Genomic DNA, 25,982 nt, shown 5'->3' on the forward strand with positions numbered 1-25,982 from the left:
CGAAGCGCTATAGTTCACAATGCGATCGCTAATCCCATTGAAAGTAAAAGTCATCCACACTAAATTGTCCATCAAAAGCGGAAAAGTTAATGCGGTGGATCTCTGGTGTCTCTGTGGTTAACGTCAAAAGAGCATTCGGAGCAATAGGAGCGTTAGAGTCTGCTAGATTCGCTTCTGACAACTCCGTATAGGCGATCGCTTGCTTGTGTCGATCAAACCCCGTTAACGTAATTCGTCGGGAGCTAGTGACATAACAACTCATGGCGCTGATTGGACGAGTAAACAGCACTTCCATCCAACCACTTTTGGGCCCAGCAATCAGTACCATTGTTCCTGTTTTCGGAGGATAGGCAGGATTAGAGGGTTGAAGAGCGATCGCATTGCGAAACTGAATCCCCCACTGTTCAAACTGGTGATTCACCACTTCAAACCCTTGCAAGGTTTCTAAATCCAAATGAATCCTCTTGCTCCCCCCAGCAGAGGACGGTAAGTCAGATTCTGTGATATCCGCAGCATTAGACACGGCCGTTTGTTGTTCGCTCAAGCAATCAAAGGGATAGATTGTTCTCTCGGAGGGAGTCCGCAATCGGCACAGGTGCAGATGGCGATCTGATTCTCCAATAGAAACCAAAGATTCCACAACTGGAGTTGTTGATACTCTATCAGATAGCTGAGGTTGAGGCTGGTTTCTACCCTGTCTCTTAAGTTTTGCGCCAGCTATCTTCTCTGCTAGGGTCATAACGCTCCGTCCTCACAAAATGTTATCTAGAATACTTGATCTTCCGCAAAAATAAGAATGAGGGGTCACGCCCCTCATTAACATTATGTCCTATTGACTCGGTTTTGACTGCTTAACAGGAAGAATTAACTCGAATAAAAGGTGACAGCACTATTCCCGTAAACCTTTTGGCGAAGAATTTCTAAGCCATCTAGCTCACCTGGAGGAGGGAGTTGGGGAGCATGTTCAACCGCGAGTTCTCCTGTAGGAGAGAGCAGATCGAGATCGGCGATCGCCTCTAACACCGGCTGATATAATGAACTCTGATAGGGTGGATCGAAGTAAATGCGATCGAAGCGATCGCCCTCTAAGCGCTGCAACCGCTTCACCACATCCCCAGACCAAACCCGAAATCGATCTGCTGATGCCATCTGTTGCCAATTTTGGCGAATCACCCCACAAGCGGGACTCGACTGTTCAATCCCCACCACCCAACTAGCCCCCCGACACAACGCTTCCGCCCCCATGGAACCACTACCAGCACACAAATCTAACCAGCGACAGCCCTCAATCGAACCTTGCCAAATATTAAATACCGCTTCTCGGACTCGCCCAGCAGTCGGGCGAGTCCGAGAACCGGAAAGGGTTTTAATCACACGATTGCCATAAATACGCATATCACCAAGATTTCATCACCACGATGTGAACTGGAAATTATTCCGCTAAGGGTTCGGGAGTGTCGATTTCAGGGGGTAACTCTACCTCTTGCTCTCCCTCTGTCGTTTCTTCGGCGTGGGTAGGAACCAGGGCAACTGCGGCAATGGCATCGTCTTTATCTAACCGTTGCACCAATACCCCGGTTGCACCACGGGATTGTACGGAAATGGCGTTAGTGGACTGGCGAATAATAATGCCACGGGAGGTGACCATCATTAACTCGTCGTCGGGGTGAACGATGCGGAGAGCGGCTAACTTATCATGGGTTTTATGGGATTTGAACTTAGTGGCAATAATGCCTTTTCCGGAGCGATTTTGCAGTCGGAACTGGTTCACGGGAACTCGTTTTCCATAGCCTCTGGTGGTGACGACTAAAGCCCAGGGGCCCAGGGGAGTGGTATCTATGTCTTCGGTTTCTGGTTGCTCGTTGGTCTCTTCTTCTTCGGTCTGATCGACCATTAGCTCATTGAGAACCTGACCGGGTAGAATATCCATGCTAATTAGGCGATCGCCATCCGCCAGTTTCATCGCTCGCACTCCCCGTGCCGTCCGACCCAGGGGACGCAATTGTTGGGTATTGGTTCGGAAATGAATCGCTTTGCCCTGGCGAGAGGCAATAATAATACTATCTTCTTCCGTTGCTCGTCTGACCCAACGCAACTGATCCCCTTCCCCTAAAGAAATGGCGATTAACCCGTTGGTGCGAATGTTACTAAAGGCATCAAGGGTAGTGCGTTTAATATAGCCATTTTGGGTGAGCATGACCAAATATTCATGGTCGCTAAATTCAGATACCGGGATAATGGATGTAATCTTCTCATCCATGGGGATGGGCAACATTTGTACCAGGGGCGTGCCCTTAGCATTCCGGGAGCCACTGGGAATTTGATAGGCCAGGAGGCGATAGACCACACCGCGATCGCTAAAAAAGAGTAAGCTATCGTGATCGCAACAGGTCAAGAAATGGTCAATGCCATCATCTTCTTTGATTTTTGCGCCGGATTTACCCCGTGTTGCCCGACTTTGGGCATCAAAGGTATCCACGGGCATCCGTTTAATATAGCCCTGTTCCGTAATTAAGATCACCGCTTTTTCATTGGCGATCAAGTCCATATCGACGAGATCCCCTTCTGCTCTTTCGATTTGGGTGCGGCGAGGGGTGGCAAATTTTTGTTTCAGGTCTGCACATTCTGCCTTAATCATCTCTAGGATACGATTGCGGTTGGCCAGAATGTCTTTTAAGTCGGCAATGCGAAGTTGTAGGTCTTCATGTTCTTGACGAATTTTTTCGGCTTCTAGGGCCGTCAGTCGCCGCAGTTGCATTTGCAGAATGGCATCTGCCTGCATTTCCGAGAGGGAGTAGTTTTCGATCAGCTCGGTTTTGGCGCTGGGGGTATCGGCAGCGTGACGGATGAGTTGGATAATTTCATCTAGGTATTGCATGGCAATGAGCAAGCCCTGCAACAGGTGGTCTCGCTCTTCGGCTTTGCGGAGTTCGTATTGGGTGCGTCGGGTGATGGTCTCTACGCGGAATTCCAGGAAGACGTTGAGGAAGTGTGTGAGGGAGAGCAGTTGGGGGTCGTTGTTGACGAGGGCCAACATATTGGCCCCGAAGTTGGTTTGCAGGGGGGTTTGTTTGTAGAGGTTGTTGAGAACGACCCTAGGATAGGCATCCCGGCGCAGTTCGACGACGATCCGCATTCCGTCGCGATCGCTTTCATCGCGAATGTCGGCAATGCCGTCAATGCGTTTATCATTGACAAGTTCGGCGATCCGCTCAATGAGGGCAGCCTTATTCACCTGGTAGGGAAGTTCAGTAACAATAATGGCATCCCGTGACGGTCTTCCCCGATGCTCAATGGTTTCGATGTCGGCGATCCCGCGCATGGTAATGGAGCCGCGCCCCAGGGTATAGGCTTCTTGGATACCGGAGGTTCCCAATATTTTGCCGCCGGTGGGGAAGTCAGGGCCGGGAATATACTGCATCAGGGCAGTATCGGTTAAGTCTGGATTTTCAATAAGCGCCACTAAGCCATCGATCAGTTCTCCCAGGTTATGGGGGGGGATATTGGTGGCCATTCCCACGGCAATACCGGCTGAACCGTTGAGCAGCAGTTGGGGAACCCTGGCGGGGAGAACGATGGGTTCCTGTTGGGAGCCGTCGAAGTTATCGAGAAAGTCTACGGTTTCGGCTTCGATGTCTTGCAGCATGGCTTCGGTGGCGATCGCCTGGAGGCGACATTCGGTGTACCGCATGGCGGCTGGGGGGTCGTTGTCTACGGAGCCGAAGTTACCATGACCGTTGATCAGGGGCGATCGCATGGAAAAGTCTTGCGCCATCCGCACGAGGGCATCATAAACGGCGGTATCGCCATGGGGATGGTATTTACCGAGGACTTCCCCGACGACACGGGCGCATTTCCGGAAGGGGCGATCGGGGGTTAATCCCAGTTCATGCATCGCATACAAAATCCGGCGGTGAACCGGTTTGAGTCCATCCCTGGCATCGGGGAGCGCTCGACCTACAATCACGCTCATGGCGTATTCTAGGTATGACCGGGACATCTCATTTCTTAAGTCCGTGGGCACAATCCGATCTAGGGGGATACTCATACGGGGCAAGGCTCCATGCAGAAAACAATTCAGAAACTACAAAACTTGGTATTCCCGCCCACAGAGGGGGTTTGAGCGTACCAAGTTGTGAGTGTTTACTTATCAAATTTTAACATATTTTCAGAGTCCCGCTCTGCTCTGGATTCTGATGGGGGCGATCGCCTCTTCAACGGTGATTTCTGTTTAAGCTAACAGTAGGAGATTAAAGGAGACATATTGATGAGTACAGAGCGCTGGGATGATGAGCGGTTAGACCGTTTAGCCGATCTGATCGAAAGTAATGCTCGTGCCGCTAGGGAAGAGCGGCAACAGTTATTTGAAATGGCTAAGAACCACGATCGCCTGATCGAAAGTAATGCTCGCGTGATTCAAGCTCTAGCCAATGCCGCAGCAGAAGCAGGGGAGGAGCGGCAACAGTAACCGTAATTGACAAAATAGAAAGTAAAGTGAAATAATGATAGATTGTCTGCTTAATCCCTGCTCGGATCAGGTGCAAGCATCCCTAAATGCTGGTAACAACCAGCTACCTGTACGGCAACCCCAAGGAACCGATATCCCATGAGTTACGCAATTATTGAAACGGGTGGTAAACAACTGAGAGTTGAACCCGGTCGCTTTTATGACATTGAACTGTTGGCGGTGGAACCGGAGCAAACGGTTTCGATTGACCAGGTGTTGTATATCCAGCATGGTGATGATATCCATGTGGGGCAACCCTTGGTGAGTGGCGCGACGGTGGAAGGAACGGTAATGCGTCATTTTCGCGATCGCAAGGTTTTAGTCTATAAAATGCAGCCGAAAAAGAAAACGCGCAAAAAACGCGGACACCGCCAAGAACGCACCCGGTTGATGATCGATTCCATTAATCTCAATGGAGAGGTGTTAACCTCAACCGCAGCACCGGCTGAAGTCTCTGAAGAAGCTTAATTGCAGTAAAGTTTGTACACTAGATATACACTCGATAATCAATCTCAAAAGTCCTATGGCACATAAGAAAGGAACTGGAAGTACACGCAACGGCCGCGACTCGAACGCCCAACGCTTGGGTGTAAAACGCTTTGGTGGGGAAAATGTCCTGGCGGGTAATATTCTTGTCCGTCAAAGAGGAACTTCTTTCCATGCGGGTAAAAATGTGGGTGTGGGCCGGGATTACACTCTGTTTGCTCTGACTGATGGTATCGTTACGTTTGAGCGCAACGGTAGATATCGGAAGAAAGTGAGTGTTTATCCTGCACAAGCAACCTCTTAGGTTGCATGGGTTTCATATCAAGTCCGGTTATTCATGTCCGCGAAGCGGAAATACCCTAATTAAAAGTCTAGGGAGCGAGACGCTCCCACTCCACTAAGATCAACCGATTCTAGGAGTGCGGGCATCTTGCCCGCTTCTTTTTTCTAGGAGTGCGGGCATCTTGCCCGCTTCTTTTTTCCCATTCACCGGACTTGATATTACTGGGGTTTTTAAGTAGTGGCATCAAATGTTTGGGCTTTGAGAATGACCATGTTGCTTCCTACGACGGAGTTACGGGCTAATAAATGACCGTCGAGATCGAGAATTTCTAAACGGCTAAAGTCGAGTTTTTGCGATCGCCGCAACATATCGTTAGCGAGGCGCTTTTGTTGCTCTAAAGGTAAGTCATACCAGCGCCGATCGACTTTTAGCACCAGGAGGCTATTCAAGAAATCGGCTTCTAATGAATCAATTAAACCCTCTTCATATTTTTCGGTTAAGCGGTTGACTTGCTCTTGAATGGTGACAATTAACCGTTGTTCGGGAGTGAGAACGGGAGGAGGGGGTGGGGCAATGTCTACAGGAATGGGTTCTGGAATTTCTTCTTCTTGTTCTTCTTGCTCAACAGGTTCTTCTGCTTCTGCCATTTCTGGGGGTTCGGGTTCTTGAGTCACTTCTTCTATGGGTTCTGGGATCTCTTCTTCTGGGATCTCTTCAGGGATAGGTTCTGGGGCGATCTCTGGTTCTTCCACTTCTGGCGGCGGTTCTGGAACTTGCGCGACTTCTGGAGCGGGACGGGGAATGAGGGAAACGGAGAGGATCAGAGAGACGGTGATGATTGCACCTAGAGCTAGACTGAGGTCAAAATCATTGATGTTCTGATTCCAGGGAGCCGGTAGCCATCGGCGCACCCGTGCTAAAAGCCGATCCCACAGGGGAAATATTGGCTCTTGGGGATCGGAAAAGGGAGAGGTTTCTAGGCGATCGGCGATCGCCTGCAACCCAGTAATGAGCGATCGCAAGATCTTCAGCATTTGCCGTTTCACCCAAGAGGGACTCTCTACGGGTGGACGATTAGAAGGTTGTCCTGTCATAATTCCCCTGCATTCTTTTAATTTTTGATCGCTGGAAGGGGCATATCTTCCGTCGTATCCAGATTTTCCGGAGTAATGGTTAACAGGAAATCTTCACCGGTAATTAACCGCGCTCCTCGACCTCTGGTTAGGTAGTTCCATCCCCATTGCACCATCACCACTAATTTATTATCAAACTCAATTAAATAGTAAATATGGGCAAACACCCAGGTTAACCAGGCAATAAATCCCGTGAGCTTCATCCATCCCAAGTCTACCACCGCCGCATTTTCCCCAATCACCGCTAGACTGCCCACTTCGGTATAGCGGAATGGGGAATGGGTTTGGCCGCGCAGTTCCCGTTTGATCCATTGGGCCACATATTTGCCCTCTTGCATAGCAACAGGAGCAATACCGGGTAAGGGACGCTCTCCTTCTCCTTGATGGGAAAAGTTGGCTAAGTCACCGATAACAAAGATATTAGGATAACCCGAAATGCTTAAGTTATCTTCGACCATCACCCGACCCGCTCGGTCTAGGGCGACTCCAGTTTTTTCATGCAACACTTTACCGAGTCCAGAAGCCTTGACTCCAGCAGCCCAGAGGATGGTACGGGCGGGAATTAATTTTTCCGTTTCTCCCTGACGTACCGTTACTGACCCTTCCGTTACCTGGGTGACTAGGGTCTGGGTTTGTACCTTTACCCCTAGCTGGGTGAGGTCTGATGCTGCTCTCGCGGACAATTCTGGCGCGTAAGGGGGTAAAATGCGATCCATGCCTTCTAGGAGCAAAATCCGGGCGCTGGTGGTATCGATGTGGTGAAAGTCATTTTTGAGAACGCTATGGGCCAGTTCGGCGATCGCCCCCGCTAATTCTACCCCAGTGGGGCCGCCCCCCACAATCACGAAGGTGAGCCAGGCTTTTTGTTTTTCGGGGTCGGTTTCCTTTTCTGCGGCTTCAAAGGCCCCATAAATGCGACGACGCATGAGTAGAGCATCTTCGATGGTTTTTAAGCCAGGGGCAATACTTTGCCATTGGTCATTGCCGAAGTAGTGATGCTTCACGCCCGTGGCCAGAATCAGGGTATCGTAGGAGAGGGTACGATCGCCGAGGGTAAGCCGTTGGCGATCGGGATCGATATCCGTTACCCGGTCTAAGAGAACTTGGGTATTTTTATTTTGATTGAGAACCAGACGCAAGGGTGAAGAAATATCGGCTGGGGATACACTGCCCGTAGCCACTTGATAGAGTAAGGGTTGAAACAGGTGAAAGTTTCGCTTATCGATTAACGTCAGTTTAACCGGTGCTTTGCCTAGGGCTTGAGCTGCATAAAGCCCCCCAAAGCCTCCTCCGACAATCACGACATGGGGAACAGAGGGTTGGGTATTGTTATCAACCATAGCGTTAGGATTCTCAAGGTGAGAGATTTAGATCGGATCTTAGTTTAGCAATTCAACCAAACTTGAGATGAGGATCTCCTACCCATCTCCCCACTATAATCTATAAAAACCGTCATTTCGTCTAGGTTCTGGCCGTTGTGATGGGGAGATAGGGGATTTAAATTCCCGAAATATCATGCGATCGCGCCCTTGTTTTTTCGCTTCGTAGAGCGCTTGATCCGCAACTTCAAATAACTCTTCTCCTGATGTGGAATGGGTAGGAACGGTCGAAGAAATCCCCATACTCATCGTGATCAATGGACTCACCAAAGAGGCTTGATGCTCAATCCCTAAATTTCGCACATTGCTTTGAATTTCTTGAGCCACAATCCAAGCCCCAGATGCTTGAGTATTGGGTAGCACGACCACAAATTCTTCTCCCCCATATCGCGCCACTAAATCGGCTGGTCTTTTTAATGTTTTTTTAAGAGTTTGGGCAATTTTTTGTAAGCATTCATCCCCCATTTGATGCCCATAGGTATCATTATAGCGCTTAAAATAGTCTACATCACAAATAATCATCGATAAGGGCCCTTGCTCTCGGGCCAAGCGATACCATTCTCGATTAAATGTTTCTTGTAAACAACGACGGTTCGCCACTTGAGTTAAACCATCTAAATTGGCCAGTTGATTTAATTCCTGGTTAACTTTTTCTAATTCGGCAGTTCTTTCGGCCACTTTTCGTTCTAAAGTATGGGAATATTCTCGAAGTTGTTCATAAAAGAGGGCATTTTGAATAGAGGCTGCGGCTTGGGAAGCTAGAGCAATAAATAATTTTAGATCTTGGGCAGTATATTCTAGAGTGCGATCGCTACTAATTTGAATCACACCTAATTTTCCCGTTTGAGTCATTAACGGGCAACACATTAGAGAAGCAATCTTAAAAGTTTGCGAAATAAAGCGAGTATCTAAATCAACTTGATTGACAATTTCTGCTTGCCCTGTCTTAAAAACATGGCCATAAATTCCTAAATTGGCAGATATTTTTTGACCTAATATGACTTGATTTTCGTTTTGTTTCGGGTAAAATACTTGCATCATACCATCCTGGTAAATCATCACCACCAGGGCATTACCCGGAATTTGTTTTAAGGCTTCATCTGCCATCAGCTTGATCACTTCCTGGACGTTCAAGCACGTGGATAGTTTGGCAGAAATATCATATAAAAAATTTAGTTCTTCATATTTATCTAAAGCATCAATAGCTAAAACTTTCTTGTTGATTTCTGTTTCAATCAAGTAAATGAGCATTTGTGTGATGGGATGATCTAATAGAGGACTCACAACCCAACCGACAATCGAGTTTTCTATAGAAATTTCATACCCTTGAAAATCCCCTAAATTCAAATTGCCGATAATCGGTCTTTGATGGTCATCTAAAACCGCTATCGGATGGTCATCATCCAAGAGTCGCTGAATTAATCCTTTCATCCTTGGTTTGAGGATAATTTTTTTAAACTTGAGGTTAATCATTCACCGTTACTCATATAGAAATCCAAGAATTTCTCTAGATTTTGCTAACACTTCTTTGGGCCGAAAAGGTTTGGTCATATATAAGTTAGCGCCCATGGCAATTCCTGTTTTTTTGTCAAATTCTTGACCTTTTGCGGTGAGCATAATAATATAGATATGACCCAAGCTCATATTTTGCTTAACTTGGGCACAAACTTCTAATCCATTCATTTTCGGCATCATTACGTCCAAAAATACTAAATCAGGTTTCTCTTGTTCAATAATCTGCAATGCTTCTTGGCCGTTTTTAGCCGTGAGTAATATTACGTCATCTTCATCTTCGAGCTTTTCAAGGGCTTGTTCCATAAGGATAAGAATATTTGGCTCATCGTCAGCGATTAAAACTTTTTTATTCATTAAATTCCTCTAAAATATGTGCTTTGACAACGGTTGCATCCAGGGGAAGCAAGCAAGAAAATTTACTTCCTTGATTGAGGGTGCTTTCGACCCAAATTTTTCCGCCATGATATTCAATAATTTGTTTACAAATGGGTAACCCTAAGCCAGTGCCTTTGGGTTTGTTGGTTAAAATATCTCCCACTTGCTTGAATCGCTCAAATACTTTATCCTGGTCTTCTGGAGCAATGCCAATTCCCGTATCAATAATGGCAATCATCAAATGATCGTCCACTACCTTGGCTTCACAAGTAATGGTTCCTTGCTCCGTAAATTTTACGGAATTAGAGATTAAATTAATGACGACTTGAATGATGCGATCGCGATCGACTTCAATCACGGGGAGATGGGGATCGATATTTTTAATGAATTGTAAATGATTCCGTTCAATCAAAGAGGATGTTGCCGCGATCGCTCGATCTAAAATCACTTGTGGATCGACGGGTTGAATATTCCAATCCACTCGCCCAGATTCCATCTTAGCAATATCTAAAACGTCATTAATTAAGGATGTTAAGCGTTCTGCCTCGGAGATGATGATTTCAATATTATTACTAACTGCAATCACCGATCGCTTAACTTTTCTATCCTCTTGCACTGTCACCGGGAAAATTACGTCTTCTAATTTTTCCTGAATCATTTCCGCAAATCCTAAAACGGATGTTAACGGGGTGCGTAATTCATGGGAAACGGTGTTCAAAAAATCAGTTTTCATCCGATCCACTTCCCGTTCTACTGTGACATCTCGAATGAGAATGACGGAACCCATACATTGATCCCCTTCCATGCCTTCTCCCTCCTTAATAATACTGGTGGCTAGGGCTTGACCTTCCCGATTGTTGCCTAACTTTACATTCAGGGTTACAATCTCCTGGTTCCGATTCTGAATCGTCGTAATTAATTCATGTAATTCTGGAGAAAAGATTGTCCAAATATTCTGCCCTTGTAATTGCCATTTTTCTAAATTAAACATGGCTAACAAAGCCGGATTAAATCGGGTGATTTTTCCTTGAGTATCCGTGACCAATAATCCATCGGCCAAGTTATCAACAATGGCATTTAAATCGGCTAAAGTAGTTCGCAGTTCGCTGGATCGCTTTTGAGCCTGGGAGAGTAATTCTGCCTGTTGTAGGGCGACTCCCAGTTGAATGGCAATTTTACGAGTGAACTCTATTTCCTTGGATTGCCAAGTCCTGGGTTCTGAACATTGATGAATACAGAGCAAGCCCCATAACTGTTCGCCTTTTACTAGGGGCAAAACTAAATTGGCTCGAATTTGGAATTGGTTTAAGATATCAAAGTAGCAAGGGGATAAGTTGGCTGTTTGAATGTCAGAAATGGCTTGGATTTTACCTTGATGATAATGGATGTGATGATGATCGTGAAAGCATCGATCTTGTACAATTTTTTGTAAAGTCGAGTCAAAGGGGGGGATAACATCTTCGGAAATAAATTTCCCGACTGTTTGATCGGAGTGGGAATCAAAGGCGAAAATCCCGACGCGATCGGCGTTGAGTAATTGTCTAACTTCTGTGGCGGCTGTTTGGAAAATGGTTTCTAAATCTAAGGTACGACGAATTTTATCGATGACTTCTGCGATCGCTCTCTCCCGTTGTGCTTCTTCTTCTAATTCTTCTGCCCGTTTTTTCAGTTGCGCTTCTAAGGTGCTTTGTAATTCGCTAGAGCGCTTTTGAGTTTGGGCTAATAACTGGGCTTGCTGAATGGCTACGCCTAACTGGGAGCTAATTTGAATTAAGAAGTTAATTTCAATTTCTTGCCAATTTCTGGGGCCAGTGTTTTGAAAGGCTGCTAATAACCCCCAGAGACGCTGGTGTTGATAAATGGCTACAATGGCATAGGCTCTGGCTTGATAGGATTCTAATGCCTGAATATAACAGTCTGAAAAATCATGGGTATAAATATCGGAACAGACGCGAAATAATTGCCCTTGCTTAAATAATTGTCCTTGGGTTGCCTGTAAATGAGTGTCTGTGACGGACAAATGTTCTAGATTTTTGAGGCTACATTCACTAATCTTACAGTTCAACTCTGGATTTTCTTGTTGACAGATAATTAAGGATTTCCAGTGTGGGTTAACGGAGTCTACTAAAAATTCACCACTCCAGTCTTCATTGAAGCGATAAATGACGACTCGATCGGCTTTGAGGAGGTGGCGGACTTCTTGGGTGGTGGTGCGAAAAATGGTGTCGAGATCTAGGGATTGACGGATTTTGGTGATCACGGCGGCGATCGCCTGTTCCCGTTCTACAGCTTGAGCGACGGCTTGGGCTAACTGTTCGGACTGCTGCTTTTGCCCCGCTAAGACTTCTGCTTGCTGTAGGGCGACTCCTAAATGAACGGCAATATGGGAAACAAATTCTATTTCTTGGGGTTGCCAAGAGCGAGGGGCGCGACAGTGATGAATGCATAGAAGCCCCCATAAGGTCTCTCCCTTAAGCAGGGGAACCACTAAATTGGCTCGGACTTGGAATTGCTCCAAGATCTGAATATGGCAAAGGTTCAAACCTTCTTGATAAATGTCATCACAGGCCCACATTCGCCCGTCTTGGTAATATTGGGCGTAGTGATCGCCGAAACAGTGGTCTTCAATGCGAGCGGCTAAGGTTGAAGAAAACGGGGGTAGGACATCCTCGGAGACAAATTCCCCCCATTGGTAATTCGAGTTCTGGCCAAACTGATACATCCCCACCCGATCGGCATTCAAAAGCTGCCGTACTTCTCTGGCGGTTGATTGAAAAATGGTTTCTACATCCAGAGATTGGCGAATGCGAGTAATCACCGCTAAGAGGGCTTTTTCTTGGGCAATCTGAACGGGTTCTGGCTGCGTCTGGGTTGTTTTTTCCAGTTCCCATACCCGTTCTCTAAGCCGTTCAATTTCCTCTTGAAGGGCCGTATATTCACTTGCTTTAACCACAACATACTCATCGGACATGGGATTGAAATAAACGGAAAAATAAGGGAGTTGTCTGGATGGGTAGCTTGGCCAGTATAAAAGATTAGAAGGGTAACTGTGCGTAAAGAAGTTTAAAGCTTTGAATGAATAAGGGATACAACCAGTCGGTTGTATCCCTTCAGAGGAGTCGATCCCTTGGATGCTAGGGCTTGAGGTTACAAGCGAGTCTGCCAGACGGCGATCGCCCGTTGGGCCTCTGCATAAGCTGCCGTATTTTGGGGAACCAACTGGGCAGCCGCGATCGCTGCTGCTGGGCCGTCGCTGGCTAACCGCCGATAGGCAATTTTGAGAATTTCACTACTCCATTGGTTGGCTAACTGCTGGGCTTGGCTATAGCGGGGTTGATCGGCTCCAATGGTCTTCACCTGGGCGATCGCCTGATTATAAGAAGACGCTTGATTGGCCTTAACCTTGCTACTGGCTTGCTGAATCACCGTCTGATTCGCTTGCGCTTGGGCTGCCTGCTGTTGCCAGGAAGGAATCATGTTCTGGGCTTGCGAATAAACCGATACTTCCGATGGAACCAGTTGGGCAGCAGCGATCGCCTTCTGAAATTCTCCCTGAGCCGCTCGACCCATGGCAATATCCATAATCGCTTGACCCCATAACTCAATTTTTCCTTGAGCTTCGGCATAGGCCGGATTATCGGCTGAAATTTTCCGTGCTTCTTCGATCGCCTTTACATAAGGTGACGCTTGCTGAGAACCTAAAATACTGGTCACTTCTGAGAGCGTTGGCGGACTGGCTGGTTCCGGTTGAGCTGCCGGTGGAGCCACCGTTGCCGGAGCTTGGGGAACTGGTTCTGGAGAAGGCGCTGGGGAAGGCACTGGAGAAGGCGCTGGAGTCGCCGCTTCTGGAGCAGGGGCAGGAATCACCACCACTTCTGAAGGAGTGGCTGCTGGAGAAGGCCCTGGAGAACCCTGGACAGGCTCAGTCACTGTCGGGCTGGGTTGTCCTTCCACCGTGGTTAGCGCATTGCGATTGCGTAAAAATACTCCCCCAATTAAAATCAGAGCGATGCCCCCCCAAGCCAGAATCAGTAATCGCCAAAACTGTGCATCTTCTTCATTGGATTTGGGGTCTTGAGATTGGGGTTTTTTGTCAGGTTCCATAGGCTTACGAATATCTGTTGTATCTGTTGAGGTTTTCTGGGCAACAGGGCTTGGCTGAGGAACGCCCCCAGAACCGGAGGGAACACTTAACGGTTCGGTGGTACTGGAAGAGTGAGAAAGGGATTCTTCTGTTTTGGGTTCCTCAATCGGTAAAATCACCCGATGAACTCGGCCGGGAGGATTCACCACCATCAAGGCTTGTTGGTTGGGTCGATTGTGTTGATCGCTCAATTCCATTAGCCGACGGTGCAGATAGCGATCTAAACTTGCTAATGTACTACATTGACCCGATCGCAATCCTTCCAGCAAAGCAGCCGTAAATAACCCTTGTCGTAATTCTAAGGTCTCTTGGGAAAATTGACCCGGTTGACAAGAAAGAAGGGTGGCAATTTCTAGTTCTCGCGCTAAATTAGCCGTCTGGTTTCCTAAAAGTCCCCCAATTTGCAAACTCGATGGCCGATTCATATCCAGAACAACCAGCACATTTTCAGTGGGTAAGTCTCCTAGACGGTTGAATAAGTCAGCTATCGAGATACCTGTGGAGGTGACTTGATTGGGATCGCTTTCAATGGGCATCAGATAGTCTTGGCCATCGATACTGGAGCCATAACCGCTAAAGAAGACCCAAAGGTGATCGTCTGGCTCTAGCTGGAATTGGGGATGCTCGCGCCGACCGATTTTGTCGATCCACCCTTCGATTGTGGGGCGATCGGGGTAAGTAGATTCTCCTTGAATGGGCTGTGAAACCTCACTCAGGAGTAAGCATTGATCCAGGGATAACCCCGCTTGATATGTCCAAAAATCAGAAAATGCCTGGGCATCTTGTTGGGCATAGCTTAACGGTTGGAAATGTTGATATTGATTAATGCCGATGGCGATCGCCCTGGTTTTTCCCATGACCCACTCCTAAAATATACATGCTTATTCCCGAATTCCCTAGCGGGTAGCGCTACATTAGCGTAACTTCTGTACATCAGCCATAAATACGTCAAAGGCTTCTTGAGTTTTGCCTAAGTAATTACCATCGGCCTCTAGGGCATCTTTTAACTCTTCCGCTACTGCAATTAATCCCGCATCTTCTGACATATAAGCGCCTTTCATTTCAATCTCGCGCCAATACTCTTCAATCACGCGGGTTCTCATCGTTTCATAGGTCTCAATTAGGGAAGCTTTGGCTTTCTTTTGTTCCGCGTTGAGGTTTTCATACTCCAATTGACTAATTAATTCCGCTAATTCGGAAAGATGTCGGCGCACAGTTTCCCAGCTCATAACGATGTCCCTTCATAAGATCGGAGAGTTTCGACAGGTATCTTACCAGGTTCTTTGCCAGACCTTTGATACTTTACAAAGGTTAACATTTTTTCTTACTCTTCAATCACCAGATTTTCAAGAGTCGGGGGGATTTTAGCTGCTTTGAGTAAGGGTTGTAAACCCTCAAAAACCCGATCGCTAATGATCTGATGTCCTGCGGCACTCGGATGAATAATATCATCTTGTCGATATCTCTCATCTCTGTGCAGGCCTTTAAGAATCTGGGGAATTAAATAGGCTTGAGTTTCCTTGGCTAAGTCCTCAAACAGGCGATCGTAATTATCTCCCACAACCCCTACATTAATGCCCAAGATGACGGCGATCGCCCCCTGAGCTTGAATTCGGGTAATGATTTGGCGTAAATTTTCCTCGGTTTCGGTTTCGGGGATACGCTGTAGATAGTCATTTCCCGATAATTCTACCATCACCAACCAGGGGTTTTGATCCAATACATCGGTTTGCAGACGGGCTAACCCCAGGGCTGTGGTATCTCCTGCTACCCCTTGATTGAGAATGGGGACATTTAAGCGACGACTTAAAAGACTGGGAAAGGCTTGCTCTACCTGGACTCCATAGCCAGAGGCAATGCTATCGCCCAAAACGATCATCTGCTCCCCTTGTCCGAGTTGCAAATTTTTGACCTGGTTCACGGATGAACTGCAACTGATGACGAGTCCCCAGGTGGTAAACAAGAGGACTAGAAGAAGGAGCGATCGCCGCAGGTTGCGTTTCGCGAATGGAAGTAGACTTAAACTTAGGATAGACAAGATCATGATTATCAAGGATTGGATATAAACTCAAGGATTTTAAGTTGAGGCTATGGACTGGTTAGAGATTGATGACAATTGGGTATTAGTACCTCCCAAACCGATCGCCGTGGTGCATTTTTTGGGCGGTGCGTTTATTGGTGCAGCCCCCCATGTGACCTATCGCTGGTTATTGGAGGCGATCGCCGCTCAAGGCTATATTATCGTCACCACCCCCTTTATCAATACCTTCGATCATTATCAGATTGCGCGATCGGTTTTGGAGCGATTTAATCACACCCTAGCCGAATTAGAACGATTCGGAAAACTGCGACGGCGCTATTTACCCCTTTACGGATTAGGTCATAGCATGGGCTGTAAACTGCACCTGCTGATCGGTAGTTTACCCAAGATTAATCGAGCCGGAAACATCCTGATTGCCTACAATAACGCTCCCGTTAATGAAGCCATTCCTCTGGGTCTCAATCTTTCCAGCCTGTTAGAACTCGAATTTACCCCCTCTCCAGAAGAAACCGAACGTTCGATCGAGAAAGAGTATCAGATCCGACGCAATCTCTTAATTCGCTTTCAGAAAGACGACATCGATCAAAGTTCCCGGTTAATTGAAATTTTGCAAGCCAAATTTGCCAATATGGTCACGTTACAAAGGCTTCCCGGCAATCATTTAACGCCCCTCGGACAAGATATAAACTGGCAAGCGGGACGAGAGTTTAGCCCTTTAGATGCTATGGGGCAATGGGTGAAACAGGAGTTTATTTATAAGGATATTACCCGGTTGAAATCTGAGATTTTGCGATGGTTGAATCCTGGTATTGGTTGATAGTTGCTGTTGAAACCACCAAGACACAGAGAACACAAAGGTAAGAAAAGCTATAAAATTGTAATTGATTCAACAGACTTGATATGATATCAAGTCCGGTTTCCGCAAGCGGACATGAAAATGAGTTAAACGAGCGGGCAAGATGCCCGCACTCCCTCAATCCTTTGATATTATTGGATTTAAACGAGCGGGCAAGATGCCCGCACTCTCCCTCAATCCTTTGATATTATTGGATTTAAACGAGCGGGCAAGATGCCCGCACTCTCCCTCAATCCTTTGATATTATTGGAGTGGGAGCATCTTGCTCCCTATACTACCCCTCTTGCTCCCTATACTACCCCTCTTGCTCCCTATACTACCCCTCTTGCTCCCTATACTACCCCTCTTGCTCCCTATACTACCCCTCAATACCTGGATGGCAGACAAACGGCACACCGCCTGATTTTGGTATCAGGTGGTGTAAAATCCGAAATCGTGGAAAATAAACTGTTTAATTTTTAATTTTTAATTTTTAATTGATTATGGGATTAATCATTGCGGGCGATCGCTCCGGAGTGGGGAAAACAACCATCACCTTGGCACTGTTGGCAAGTTTGCGAGAACAAGGAGTATCGGTACAATCGTTTAAGGTGGGGCCCGATTATATCGATCCCATGTTTCATACTTATATTACGGGTCGCTCTTGCCGCAATTTAGATCCGGTGTTAACCTCTCCAGAATGGGTGCAAACCTGTTATTCTCACCATCAGCAAACAGCAGATTGTGCGGTGGTAGAAGGGGTGATGGGGTTGTTTGATGGCTTGCCCTACAATTGTCATCCTGACGATCGCTTTTTTGGCTCTACGGCTCATGTGGCCAAACTGCTCAATTTACCGGTGATGCTGGTTTTAGATTGCGGAAGGATGTCTAATTCTGTAGCCGCGATCGCCCATGGCTTCAAAACCTTCGACCCCAGCATACCATTAGCGGGAATTGTCCTCAATCGGGTGGGGAGCGATCGCCATCAAGAATACCTGGAAGCAGCCCTAGAACCCCTCAATTTGCCTATTTTAGGCGTATTTCCCCGCCAAACTCAAATTACCATCCCAGACCGCCATCTAGGGCTAATTCCCACGGCTGAATTACCCCAGTTGAACCAGATTTTAGACCGATTAGCCCATTTAGGAAAACATCATTTTAATTGGCAAACCTTGCAGCAATTTCTCAAAGTCCCCCTTTCTAAGGGGGATTTAGGGGGATCGCATAAAATCCCCCCATCCCCTAACCATAAGCCTAAAGTCCGATTGGCGATCGCCCAAGATCCAGCCTTTAGCTTCTACTATGCCGATAACTTAGATATCTTGGAAAATCTAGGGGTAGAACTGGTTCCCTGGAGTCCGATAGGCGATCGCACCCTTCCCCCTAAGATTGATGGACTCTACTTCGGGGGCGGATTTCCAGAAATGTTCGCCGAGCAACTCACAGAAAATCAAGCCGCTCGAAGAGCCATCTACCACGCCATCTTAGCCGGACTGCCCACCTATGCCGAATGCGGTGGTTTAATGGTTTTGTGCCAAAGTCTCACCACCTTTGCAGGCAAAACCTGGGAAATGGTAGGTATTCTGCCCTCCCATGTCACCATGGAGAAAAAACTTACCCTCGGCTATCGACAAGGAACCGTCCTCCATGATAGTCCCCTGGTGGTAGCCGGTACAACCCTTCAAGGCCATGAGTTTCATCGCTCTCAACTGACTCCCCCTTTCCCCACTGGAGAAGGGGCGGCTCTTCCCTTATTTCAATTAAAAGGCTACGATCGCCATAGGCTCCCGGTAAGCGAAGGATGGCAAATCTATAATCTTCATGCCTCCTATTTGCATTTACATTGGGGCGATCGCCCAGATATTCCTCGGCGCTTTGTGCAAAAAATGTTGGCAATTAGGGAAGGGATTCGGTAAATATGACAAAAATCTATGATTGGATCTTAATCGGGGCAGGTATTACCGGTAGCGCTCTAGCCTATGAACTCGGTAAGCTGGGATTAGAGGTATTGCTTTTAGATCAAAGTGCTGATGGCGATATTCCTGCGGAGTCGCTTTCCGCAAGCGGACATGAACGCGATCGGGCAACCCGCTATAGTTATGGGGGCGTTCATTGGTATGGTAATTCCGGAGACATGGGAAAATTGTTCCAGGAAGGAAAAGCCAGACACGAGCAATTATCCGACGAGTTAGGGATGGATACGGAATATCGACCGGTGAATCTGTTATTTACCGTCGATCCGGGGCAAGATGTGGAACGCACGATCGCCGCTTACGAGCAGATGAGCGATCCGTTTCAGATTTTAAGCCCCCAAGAAGCCTGTGAAATTGAACCTCTACTGAATCCAGAGGCGATCGTTCATGCTTTAATCTTAGAGCAAGCGCAGGTTAACCCCATTCTCCTCAATCAAGCCTATCAACAGGCCATGATTCGTCAAGGGGGAGCCATGGAAATGGGTGAAGTCCAGGAATTAGAAAACCATCGCGATCGTTCCTATTCTGTCAGCACTTCTGAAGATATCTATCGGGCGAAAAATGTAGTTGTTTGCGCGGGGGGATGGACTCGCCAACTGCTCAAACAAGCGGGAATTGATATCCCTATTTATTTTACCCATGCAGAATTAATAGAAATTCTCGAAACCAACCAGCGTTTATCCAGTTTTGTCATCCCTTCCCAAACCCAACTCTATCAACTGGAAACCGTTTCTAGTCGTCCAGAATTGGAATTCCTTTGGGATGAACCGGGACATGAATTAGCCCCCGCCATTGTCGATACCAGTGCGGTACAGTTTCAAGATGGTAGACTCTTATTGGGACAATTGAGCCGCACGGTAACCGATCCCCAAGCTCAGGTTAATCCTCAAAAGAGCGAGCAAGAGATTCGCCAAAAAGTGGGACAAGTCTTACCCGCGTTAGCCCAAGAACCAGGAACCTGGCACTCTTGTTTAGTTGCCTTTGTCCATCAAAATTTTGCCATTATGGGGGCTGTACCCAAACGAGAAGGGTTATATGTTTTTTCTGGGTTTACCGCTCCCATGACCTTAGTTCCGGCGATCGCCCCCCGGTTTGCCCGGCAGTTAACCGGTACTCCCGATCCCCTGTTATCTCCATTTATCCTCAAAAGTAATGAGTATTAAGGGGTGACTCGGAGTGCCCATTCCCTGTATCACTATCCATTTTCAGTCTGTATCGGCAACACAACCGTAAAAGCAACAAATGTACTACCACTGTTCACCTGAATTTTTCCCCCTAAACGCTCGCTTAATTTTTTCACTAAAGCCAGTCCCAAACCCGTTCCCCCTTGTTTCCAAGGATCGGCGCTGGGAATGCGATAAAACTTATCAAAAATTCGCTCTAATTCAGATTTAGAAATTTCTATGCCTGTATTTTTAACCTCCATCCATAGCTTGGGACGATTGCTAACCACCCGATCGGAGTTGGGGGGTAAAAATTCTGAGGGTTGCTCTAACCATGCCTTGAATTGAATTGATTCGTCTGGAGGGGTATATTTACAAGCATTATTGAACAGTTCGGCAATTACCCGTTCTAAGCTAAACGTCTCGGAGAGGAAGTCGGGAATGTCATCAGCAATTGCAATTGACAGGTGTTGTTGACGAGTGTGGGCGCGATCGCGAAACGAGGGCAGGATCTTCTCCATAAACTCGACCAAATTAATCCGATCCAGATCGCTGGGTGCTTCCTGATTTTCCAATCGCTGGAGATCGAGTAAGTCATTAATCAGATTAATTTCCCGTTCGCATTCAGCCCCCAAAATTTGTAAATAATGGTTCACTTTTTTCTCTAAGGCTTCCTGTTGAGTGTTCCCGCTTTCTGGGGGAGCCGCAGTCATATATCGTTCTAAGGAGATATTGAGCATCCGAATCGCCATTTTCATATTCGACACGGGAGTGCGCAGTTCATGGGAAACGGTGCTGAGAAAATCATCCTTAAGATGATTGAGTTTCTCTAACTCCTGCACTTGAGCTTGTGAGGACTGAAACAGACGCGCTTGACGGATGGCGATCGCACATTGATTGGCGACTTGCTGCACTAAGCGAAGTTCTAGCTCGCTAAACTCATAGTCCGCATGGTGAACTAACCACAAATCTCCCAATACTCCTTGATTGTCAAAAATAGGACAGGCTAACATCGCCGATCGCCCCCGTTCTGGATTGGGCAATAGGGAGCAAAACTGAAAATACTGCCCTCTAAGCAACTGTTTATACAGTTCAGGAAACTTGGCTAATTTGGCCACCCGGCCGTGAATGGCAGGAATTGTGGCAGCATATTCCGAGCAAATCGTTGAGGTTCCCTTCTCTAAATCATATAAAGAGGCATTACATCCTTTAATGCCCAAAACTACAGTTAATTCTCGAACAGCAGTTTGCCAAATTTGGGTTTCGTCTAAACTATCTCGGACTTTATCCGTAATTCGCTTGAGCATAGCCTCAAACTCTAGGGCTTGCTCCAGTTGGCTCGTGCGTTGCTGAACTATGGAGTCGAGCTTGGGCGAGCTATTGGCAGAACTTAGGGAAGACAGATCGGGATTAGGAGGCTGTATGCTCATAGCTGTTGCTGATTGGAAGTGGGTGAGAATCGAGATCGCCCCTAGTAGAATATCTAAGGACTATCTTATTAAGGGTATCTAACTTTAGACCGGTCATCCGTTTGATCGCGGTCAAAAGAGGATAAAATTCAGAATTTACGATCGCACTCATGACAAAAGTTAATAACTTTGAGAGTCACTCTGTAAGGTCGAGTTGACGATCTTGCTCGATCTTTCTCAAGGTGAATCCATCCATGAGATGACAAAACGCTGAAAAAGACTTATCATTGCTTAACATTAGATCCCTCAAAGTTGCCCACAATCGACAAGAAACTTAAAAAACTGTATGAAACCTGAACTCCAAACCAAAGTTGCCCAAGGATTAGTCTCCGGTGGCGTGGCTCTCTTTCTAATCGGTGGCGGCTGTGTGGCTTCCGGACTGCTGAGTCTCAAAAGTGTCCCCCCTGGATTGGCCGGTACTGCTCTGCTGATGGAAGTGGCCGGATTAGGATTAACAGAAAAGAATCGAGAGGCTTAGATAGTTTAGAAATCCCTGAGACCGATGACCAGCAGAGGGGCGATTACATCCCTACACCAACCCTTCTCGCAACGCCTTAACCGCCACTTGTACCCGGTCATCGACGGCTAATTTATTCATAATCCCCCGTACATGGGTTTTAACCGTATTGGGACTGAGGTAGAGTTGCTCGGCAATTTGGGGATTGCTGTATCCTTCTACCATTAACTTGAGTACCTCTGACTCCCGCTCTGATAAATTGGCAATATTGCCCTGGGGAGTGGGGGGCTTGAGATGACTAATCACTTGGCGGGCAATTTGTGGGTCAAGATAGGTTGCACCTTCCTGGGCCGCAGAAATGGCGGCCAAGAGTCGGTCTACATTGGCTCCTTTAATACAATAGGCATCGGCCCCACTAGAGAGGGCGGCAATAATTTCATTTTCGGTGGTATGGGAGGTGAGCATCACCACCCGTGTTTGGGGGAGTTGTGCTTTAATTTGTTGGGTGGCGGCAATGCCATCTAAGCGAGGTAAACCAATATCCATGACGACGAGATCGGGCTGCAATTTTTGGGCTGCTTGCACCCCTAGATAACCGTCTTCGGCTTGACCGATAATTTCCAAGTGGGGAAATTCGGTGAGGGTTTGTTCTAAGCCGAGTTGCATCATGGGGTCGTCTTCAACAATGAGAACCCTTAAGGGGGTCGGGTGTTCTGGGGCAGCAGACATAATGTAATGGCGCTCGATAATGACTAAGGGAGAAAAGGTTAAACTGGAGGTTGGGTGACGGATGTGGTGGCGATCGCCACTACACCATAAACGGATATCCCCTGATGACGCAAAGCTTCGGTTGCGGATTGCACCGTTGCCCCTGTGGTATAGATATCGTCCAACAATAGCACAGGGGAGGATGGATACCGGGAAATTCGAGCTGGGTTGACGGTAAAGGCATCTTTAAGATTAACACGACGTTGATCGGCGCTTTTACCAAATTGGGCTTCGGTTGGACGAGAGCGAATCAGGCCGTTTGCAGATAAAGGAAAGCCTGTAACTTGGCAAAAACTGGCGGCTAGGCGCTCGGCTTGGTTAAATCCCCGTTGTTTGAGTTTGTCCTGATGTAGGGGAATGGGGATGACGAGGGGAGAAGCCTGCTTAGAAACCCCTGTAGCGCTCCAGGCTTCCCCCAACCATTGTCCCAAGGGGCGGGCAATTTCGGGATGGTTGTCATATTTTAAGCGGGCGATCGCCCGTTTGAGCTGTCCTTGGTATTTGCCCCAAACCCAAACGGGGATAGGAGAGGAGGGGCAAGTATAGAGATGGCGACGGGACGGGCAAAATTGCAATTGACGTAAGGAGCGCCCGCAGGAGGAACACAATATATCCCCATCTGTGGGGCGATCGCACAGGGGACAATTCGAGCGCAAAAATAGATTGAGAAGACTATCGGTGATTTCAGTCCAAAATCCCATAAAAGTTACCTTAATTCTGGTCTATTTTCTCCTGATTTTCCCCTTTTTCCTAGATGCATCGATTAAAATAATCCTGAGTCGCGCGATCGCCTGTTATAACAAGATATTGAGATTGAGAGTTAATGTTATGAAAGGGAAACGCTGGATTCTAGTTCTATCTGCTTTATATTTAAGTGCTGCGATCGCCGGATGTGCCCTTCCCGGTAACAGCCAAGAGGCGATCGCCGAAATGAGTGTGACTCAGGTGAAGCAACTGGTGGCTCAAACACCGGGAACCTTAGCCGAACACGCCCTCTTTATCGATGTCCGCACCCCTCAAGAATACGCCCAAGATCGCATTGGGGAGAGTCCCTTAATTCCCCTGGCAGAAATTGAATCGGGAGAAGAGATTGAGAAAATTCGTCAATTAGCCGGCGATCGCCTTGTCATCCTTTATTGCTTCTCCGGGTTTCGCTCCGGTAAAGCTCAACAGATCCTCGAACAAGCGGGTATTGAAGCGGTGAGTCTAGAGGGAGGCATTCAAGCCTGGCGCAAAACCATCCCCCCAACCACAGAAGCCAACCTTTTTTAATCGTAGTACCCAACCTCTCAGCCTATTACCCTTCTGCCGCGCGTTTCATGTCCGCGACGCAAGGAAAGCGCTGTCACTTGAAGTGGATAAACTCGACATCGGCATTAACGGGCGATCGCCATACAACAGCTCTAGATACGTTTCTCCCAACTCAGACAGCAGCCTAAAATGCACCTCCTCCTCAATTCCCAACGACACCCGCACCTGAGTCAACAACTCCAAAGACTCCTGAGAACCTGTCATCTTCTTCTCCAACATTTCCCGCAAAATTCCTTCATAAACCCGCACCTTAGACTCCTGACTAAATCCCGGCAGCACCTTAGCCAAAACATACACTTCTTCCGCTTTCAAATCCTCCAGAGAACGTCCTTCCAGAAACTCCGTAAAATCAAACTCTAATTTACTCAATTGTCGGCGCAAACTACTCGCCACACTTTCCTTATGATACAGACTTAAGGAACGATTCCACGTGCGATACAACCAGGCAGCACTTAAAAGCGGAACCAGAGCTTGAAGACTCCATTCTAGCCATTCTGGAAATAATTCTAAGGTAGAATGGGTTCCCACGGAAAACAGAAAGTTAAACGTCACAAAGGTAGACAAGGAAAACACATGATGACGGACTTTTGCCGCCGAAAATTCTCGATCGTGGTGTAGACAATAGGCTTTATAGGCTTTTTCCAGCCGACACAAGCTCCCATAACTCCCGAAAGTGAATGCTGCAAAGGTCAGAGGAACAGCAATCAATCGGGGAATCGGAATAGGGATATTAAACAGGTGAAAACCAGGGGTAAACAGTCTTTGCACTTGTTCTGTGTCGTGAGTCCAAGCCCCAGAGTAAAAGTAGTCTAAATCTCCAGCATATAAAATGTAATACAAATAAAATGCAATTACCAAGCCCACATAGCCATAATGGAAAAACTTGCGCTCTGATTTCTGCAAAGAGTCCCAATAACTGCGTTCTGCGTCAATGTCAAAACAGGCGGATTTACAGGCAACACAAGCACTTTTTTCTTTCCCGGTTTCATCCATTGTTCGACACATGGATTGGGTAATTTTAGACGTGGTTTTTTCATGGGCTGGACTGCCCCATAATGCCCTGGGGCCGGTGTAAAAGACTTCAATGGGGCCCATGGGGCAAATGTATTGACACCAGGTTTTACCGGCGAATAAATAGCCGACAATGATACTAGCCAGAATGGTGGCACTCAGAAAAGCGGCTAACAGCAGACGATGGGAGTCTAAAAATAACATTCTCAGGCATAAACCAACAAAGAGAAACCCGAATTGAAAGAGGATATGATGGCGACCGAGCCAAGAATTGGAGTCAATTTTTACTCCTTCTAAACGGATTTTACCCGTACGAGGATTGGTGATTTGTTTTTGCCGTTGAATACCCGATAAACGGGGCAGTTGGGAAAAGAAGGAGAGGGGGCAAATTCTGCGCCAACTTTCATGACCGAAGAGAAAAACGATACAGATGACTGCACCGATAATGACTCCCCAAAAGAGTCGGGTGGCGATCGCATAGGGACGCTCAATAAAACACTGTCCTTGCACCGTTACCACCTCATGACACCGTTGCGGATCGAATACCCTCGGATCGAGACGCAGTAAGCTCCAGTGGGTGTCTGGATGGGTTAACAGGGGTGAAATGGGGTCGTATATCAAAGATGCAATTAAGAGCAACCAGGCGATCGCCAGCAGCGATCGCACCCTTCTCATCTGTTTCTCAGGAACATTCTGTAACATCGTCAGTACCTCCTTGAACTTGCTTCCATCCTAGGAAACACAGCTAGGGAATGACCTGACTCTAAACACCCAAATCCACCTCACACTAGCACTAACCCTCCCTTCACAAAAGGACTAGAGCGGTCTAGTTCCAAAGAACTAGGCGATCGGTTATCGGGACTTAAACAAGAAAAATGTTCAAAGCCTTAATATAACGAGATGGTGCGTGACGCGGGTATTTCACAAATCTGACAACCCGCCAAATTTCCTGGCGCGTCACACACCCTACCCGAAATGGTTTGTGGGGTTTCCCAAAACCCCGGTAGGGTGTGTTGCGGCATCGATAAATCATCGGTTTTTACGACAAATATTAACCTTGCCGCAACGCACCACCCCCACCAACAAACCCCATGAATAAATATGTGAATTCAACCCAACATTGAATTCGGCG

General features: G+C 47.2%; 22 protein-coding genes and 1 pseudogene. 8 read left to right on the plus strand and 15 right to left on the minus strand.

All coding sequences use genetic code 11. The features are described 5' to 3' along the window. Positions 1–28: 28 nt before the first annotated feature. From PJF56_RS12015 to gyrA, 3 genes are all read right to left on the minus strand, one after another. On the minus strand, positions 29–640 hold the full coding sequence (locus PJF56_RS12015; RefSeq protein ID WP_283762915.1) for a hypothetical protein: 612 nt from the start codon (positions 638–640) through the stop codon (positions 29–31). Between the two features lie 224 nt (positions 641–864). Then, positions 865–1,395, minus strand: coding sequence for a 16S rRNA (guanine(966)-N(2))-methyltransferase RsmD (gene rsmD / locus PJF56_RS12020; RefSeq protein ID WP_283762916.1), 531 nt, complete (start codon positions 1,393–1,395; stop codon positions 865–867). Positions 1,396–1,432: 37 nt separating this feature from the next. Next, the gene (gyrA, locus tag PJF56_RS12025) at positions 1,433–4,048 is read right to left on the minus strand and encodes a DNA gyrase subunit A (RefSeq protein WP_283762917.1); all 2,616 of its coding nucleotides are present in this window, start codon (positions 4,046–4,048) and stop codon (positions 1,433–1,435) included. A gap of 219 nt (positions 4,049–4,267) precedes the next feature. Here gyrA and PJF56_RS12030 point away from each other — a divergent pair. From PJF56_RS12030 to rpmA, 3 genes and pseudogenes are all read left to right on the plus strand, one after another. After that, positions 4,268–4,465, plus strand: a pseudogene (locus tag PJF56_RS12030) (hypothetical protein); the annotation flags it as partial. A 141-nt stretch (positions 4,466–4,606) separates the two neighbouring features. Next, complete coding sequence (gene rplU, locus PJF56_RS12035) at positions 4,607–4,975, plus strand: 50S ribosomal protein L21 (protein WP_283762919.1); 369 nt, start codon at positions 4,607–4,609, stop codon at positions 4,973–4,975. 55 nt (positions 4,976–5,030) lie between these two features. Next, entirely contained in the window at positions 5,031–5,297 is a 267-nt protein-coding gene (gene rpmA, locus PJF56_RS12040; protein WP_283762920.1) for a 50S ribosomal protein L27, read from the plus strand. A gap of 209 nt (positions 5,298–5,506) precedes the next feature. On the opposite strand, the gene PJF56_RS12045 is transcribed toward rpmA, so the two are convergent. The 8 genes from PJF56_RS12045 to PJF56_RS12080 form a co-directional block, all read right to left on the minus strand. Beyond that, the gene (locus tag PJF56_RS12045; RefSeq protein WP_283762921.1) at positions 5,507–6,370 is read right to left on the minus strand and encodes a hypothetical protein; all 864 of its coding nucleotides are present in this window, start codon (positions 6,368–6,370) and stop codon (positions 5,507–5,509) included. A gap of 17 nt (positions 6,371–6,387) precedes the next feature. Further along, positions 6,388–7,749, minus strand: a complete 1,362-nt coding sequence (locus PJF56_RS12050; protein ID WP_283762922.1) for an NAD(P)/FAD-dependent oxidoreductase — start codon at positions 7,747–7,749, stop codon at positions 6,388–6,390. A gap of 93 nt (positions 7,750–7,842) precedes the next feature. Beyond that, entirely contained in the window at positions 7,843–9,261 is a 1,419-nt protein-coding gene (locus PJF56_RS12055) for a sensor domain-containing diguanylate cyclase (protein WP_283762923.1), read from the minus strand. A gap of 6 nt (positions 9,262–9,267) precedes the next feature. Continuing rightward, a complete protein-coding gene (locus PJF56_RS12060; protein ID WP_283762924.1) occupies positions 9,268–9,657 on the minus strand; it encodes a response regulator transcription factor in 390 nt (129 codons plus the stop codon). Further along, positions 9,650–12,649 carry a GAF domain-containing protein gene (locus PJF56_RS12065; RefSeq protein ID WP_283762925.1) on the minus strand — a complete coding sequence of 1,000 codons (3,000 nt, stop codon included), beginning with the start codon at positions 12,647–12,649 and terminating at the stop codon, positions 9,650–9,652. Before PJF56_RS12065 ends, PJF56_RS12060 begins: the two co-directional genes overlap by 8 nt. A gap of 176 nt (positions 12,650–12,825) precedes the next feature. After that, positions 12,826–14,679, minus strand: a complete 1,854-nt coding sequence (locus tag PJF56_RS12070; protein WP_283762926.1) for a caspase family protein — start codon at positions 14,677–14,679, stop codon at positions 12,826–12,828. Positions 14,680–14,736: 57 nt separating this feature from the next. Further along, positions 14,737–15,051, minus strand: a complete 315-nt coding sequence (locus PJF56_RS12075; protein ID WP_283762927.1) for a hypothetical protein — start codon at positions 15,049–15,051, stop codon at positions 14,737–14,739. 95 nt (positions 15,052–15,146) lie between these two features. After that, positions 15,147–15,860, minus strand: coding sequence for a GDSL-type esterase/lipase family protein (locus tag PJF56_RS12080; RefSeq protein WP_283762928.1), 714 nt, complete (start codon positions 15,858–15,860; stop codon positions 15,147–15,149). 52 nt (positions 15,861–15,912) lie between these two features. Here PJF56_RS12080 and PJF56_RS12085 point away from each other — a divergent pair, with 52 nt between their 5' ends. From PJF56_RS12085 to PJF56_RS12095, 3 genes are all read left to right on the plus strand, one after another. Further along, entirely contained in the window at positions 15,913–16,680 is a 768-nt protein-coding gene (locus tag PJF56_RS12085) for a DUF1350 family protein (protein ID WP_283762929.1), read from the plus strand. 521 nt (positions 16,681–17,201) lie between these two features. Beyond that, positions 17,202–18,614 carry a cobyrinic acid a,c-diamide synthase CobB gene (locus tag PJF56_RS12090; protein WP_283762930.1) on the plus strand — a complete coding sequence of 471 codons (1,413 nt, stop codon included), beginning with the start codon at positions 17,202–17,204 and terminating at the stop codon, positions 18,612–18,614. Positions 18,615–18,616: 2 nt separating this feature from the next. After that, positions 18,617–19,834 carry an NAD(P)/FAD-dependent oxidoreductase gene (locus PJF56_RS12095; RefSeq protein WP_283762931.1) on the plus strand — a complete coding sequence of 406 codons (1,218 nt, stop codon included), beginning with the start codon at positions 18,617–18,619 and terminating at the stop codon, positions 19,832–19,834. Positions 19,835–19,866: 32 nt separating this feature from the next. On the opposite strand, the gene PJF56_RS12100 is transcribed toward PJF56_RS12095, so the two are convergent. Beyond that, positions 19,867–21,264, minus strand: a complete 1,398-nt coding sequence (locus tag PJF56_RS12100) for a GAF domain-containing sensor histidine kinase (RefSeq protein ID WP_283762932.1) — start codon at positions 21,262–21,264, stop codon at positions 19,867–19,869. A gap of 325 nt (positions 21,265–21,589) precedes the next feature. Here PJF56_RS12100 and PJF56_RS12105 point away from each other — a divergent pair, with 325 nt between their 5' ends. Then, positions 21,590–21,781: a hypothetical protein gene (locus PJF56_RS12105; protein WP_283762933.1), complete on the plus strand. Its 192-nt coding sequence runs from the start codon at positions 21,590–21,592 to the stop codon at positions 21,779–21,781. 51 nt (positions 21,782–21,832) lie between these two features. Here the strand turns inward: PJF56_RS12105 and PJF56_RS12110 are convergent, their stop codons facing one another. Together PJF56_RS12110 and PJF56_RS12115 are read right to left on the minus strand one after the other, a co-directional pair. After that, entirely contained in the window at positions 21,833–22,489 is a 657-nt protein-coding gene (locus PJF56_RS12110) for a response regulator (protein ID WP_283762934.1), read from the minus strand. Positions 22,490–22,527: 38 nt separating this feature from the next. Next, complete coding sequence (locus PJF56_RS12115) at positions 22,528–23,229, minus strand: ComF family protein (protein WP_283762935.1); 702 nt, start codon at positions 23,227–23,229, stop codon at positions 22,528–22,530. A gap of 127 nt (positions 23,230–23,356) precedes the next feature. Here PJF56_RS12115 and PJF56_RS12120 point away from each other — a divergent pair, with 127 nt between their 5' ends. Continuing rightward, entirely contained in the window at positions 23,357–23,800 is a 444-nt protein-coding gene (locus PJF56_RS12120; RefSeq protein WP_283762936.1) for a rhodanese-like domain-containing protein, read from the plus strand. A 45-nt stretch (positions 23,801–23,845) separates the two neighbouring features. Here PJF56_RS12120 and PJF56_RS12125 read toward each other — a convergent pair whose 3' ends face one another. Further along, positions 23,846–25,552: a 4Fe-4S binding protein gene (locus PJF56_RS12125; protein ID WP_283762937.1), complete on the minus strand. Its 1,707-nt coding sequence runs from the start codon at positions 25,550–25,552 to the stop codon at positions 23,846–23,848. Positions 25,553–25,982 lie beyond the last annotated feature (430 nt).

Origin of the sequence: Roseofilum halophilum BLCC-M91, assembly GCF_030068445.1 — a bacterium.
GTDB lineage: Bacteria > Cyanobacteriota > Cyanobacteriia > Cyanobacteriales > Desertifilaceae > Roseofilum > Roseofilum halophilum.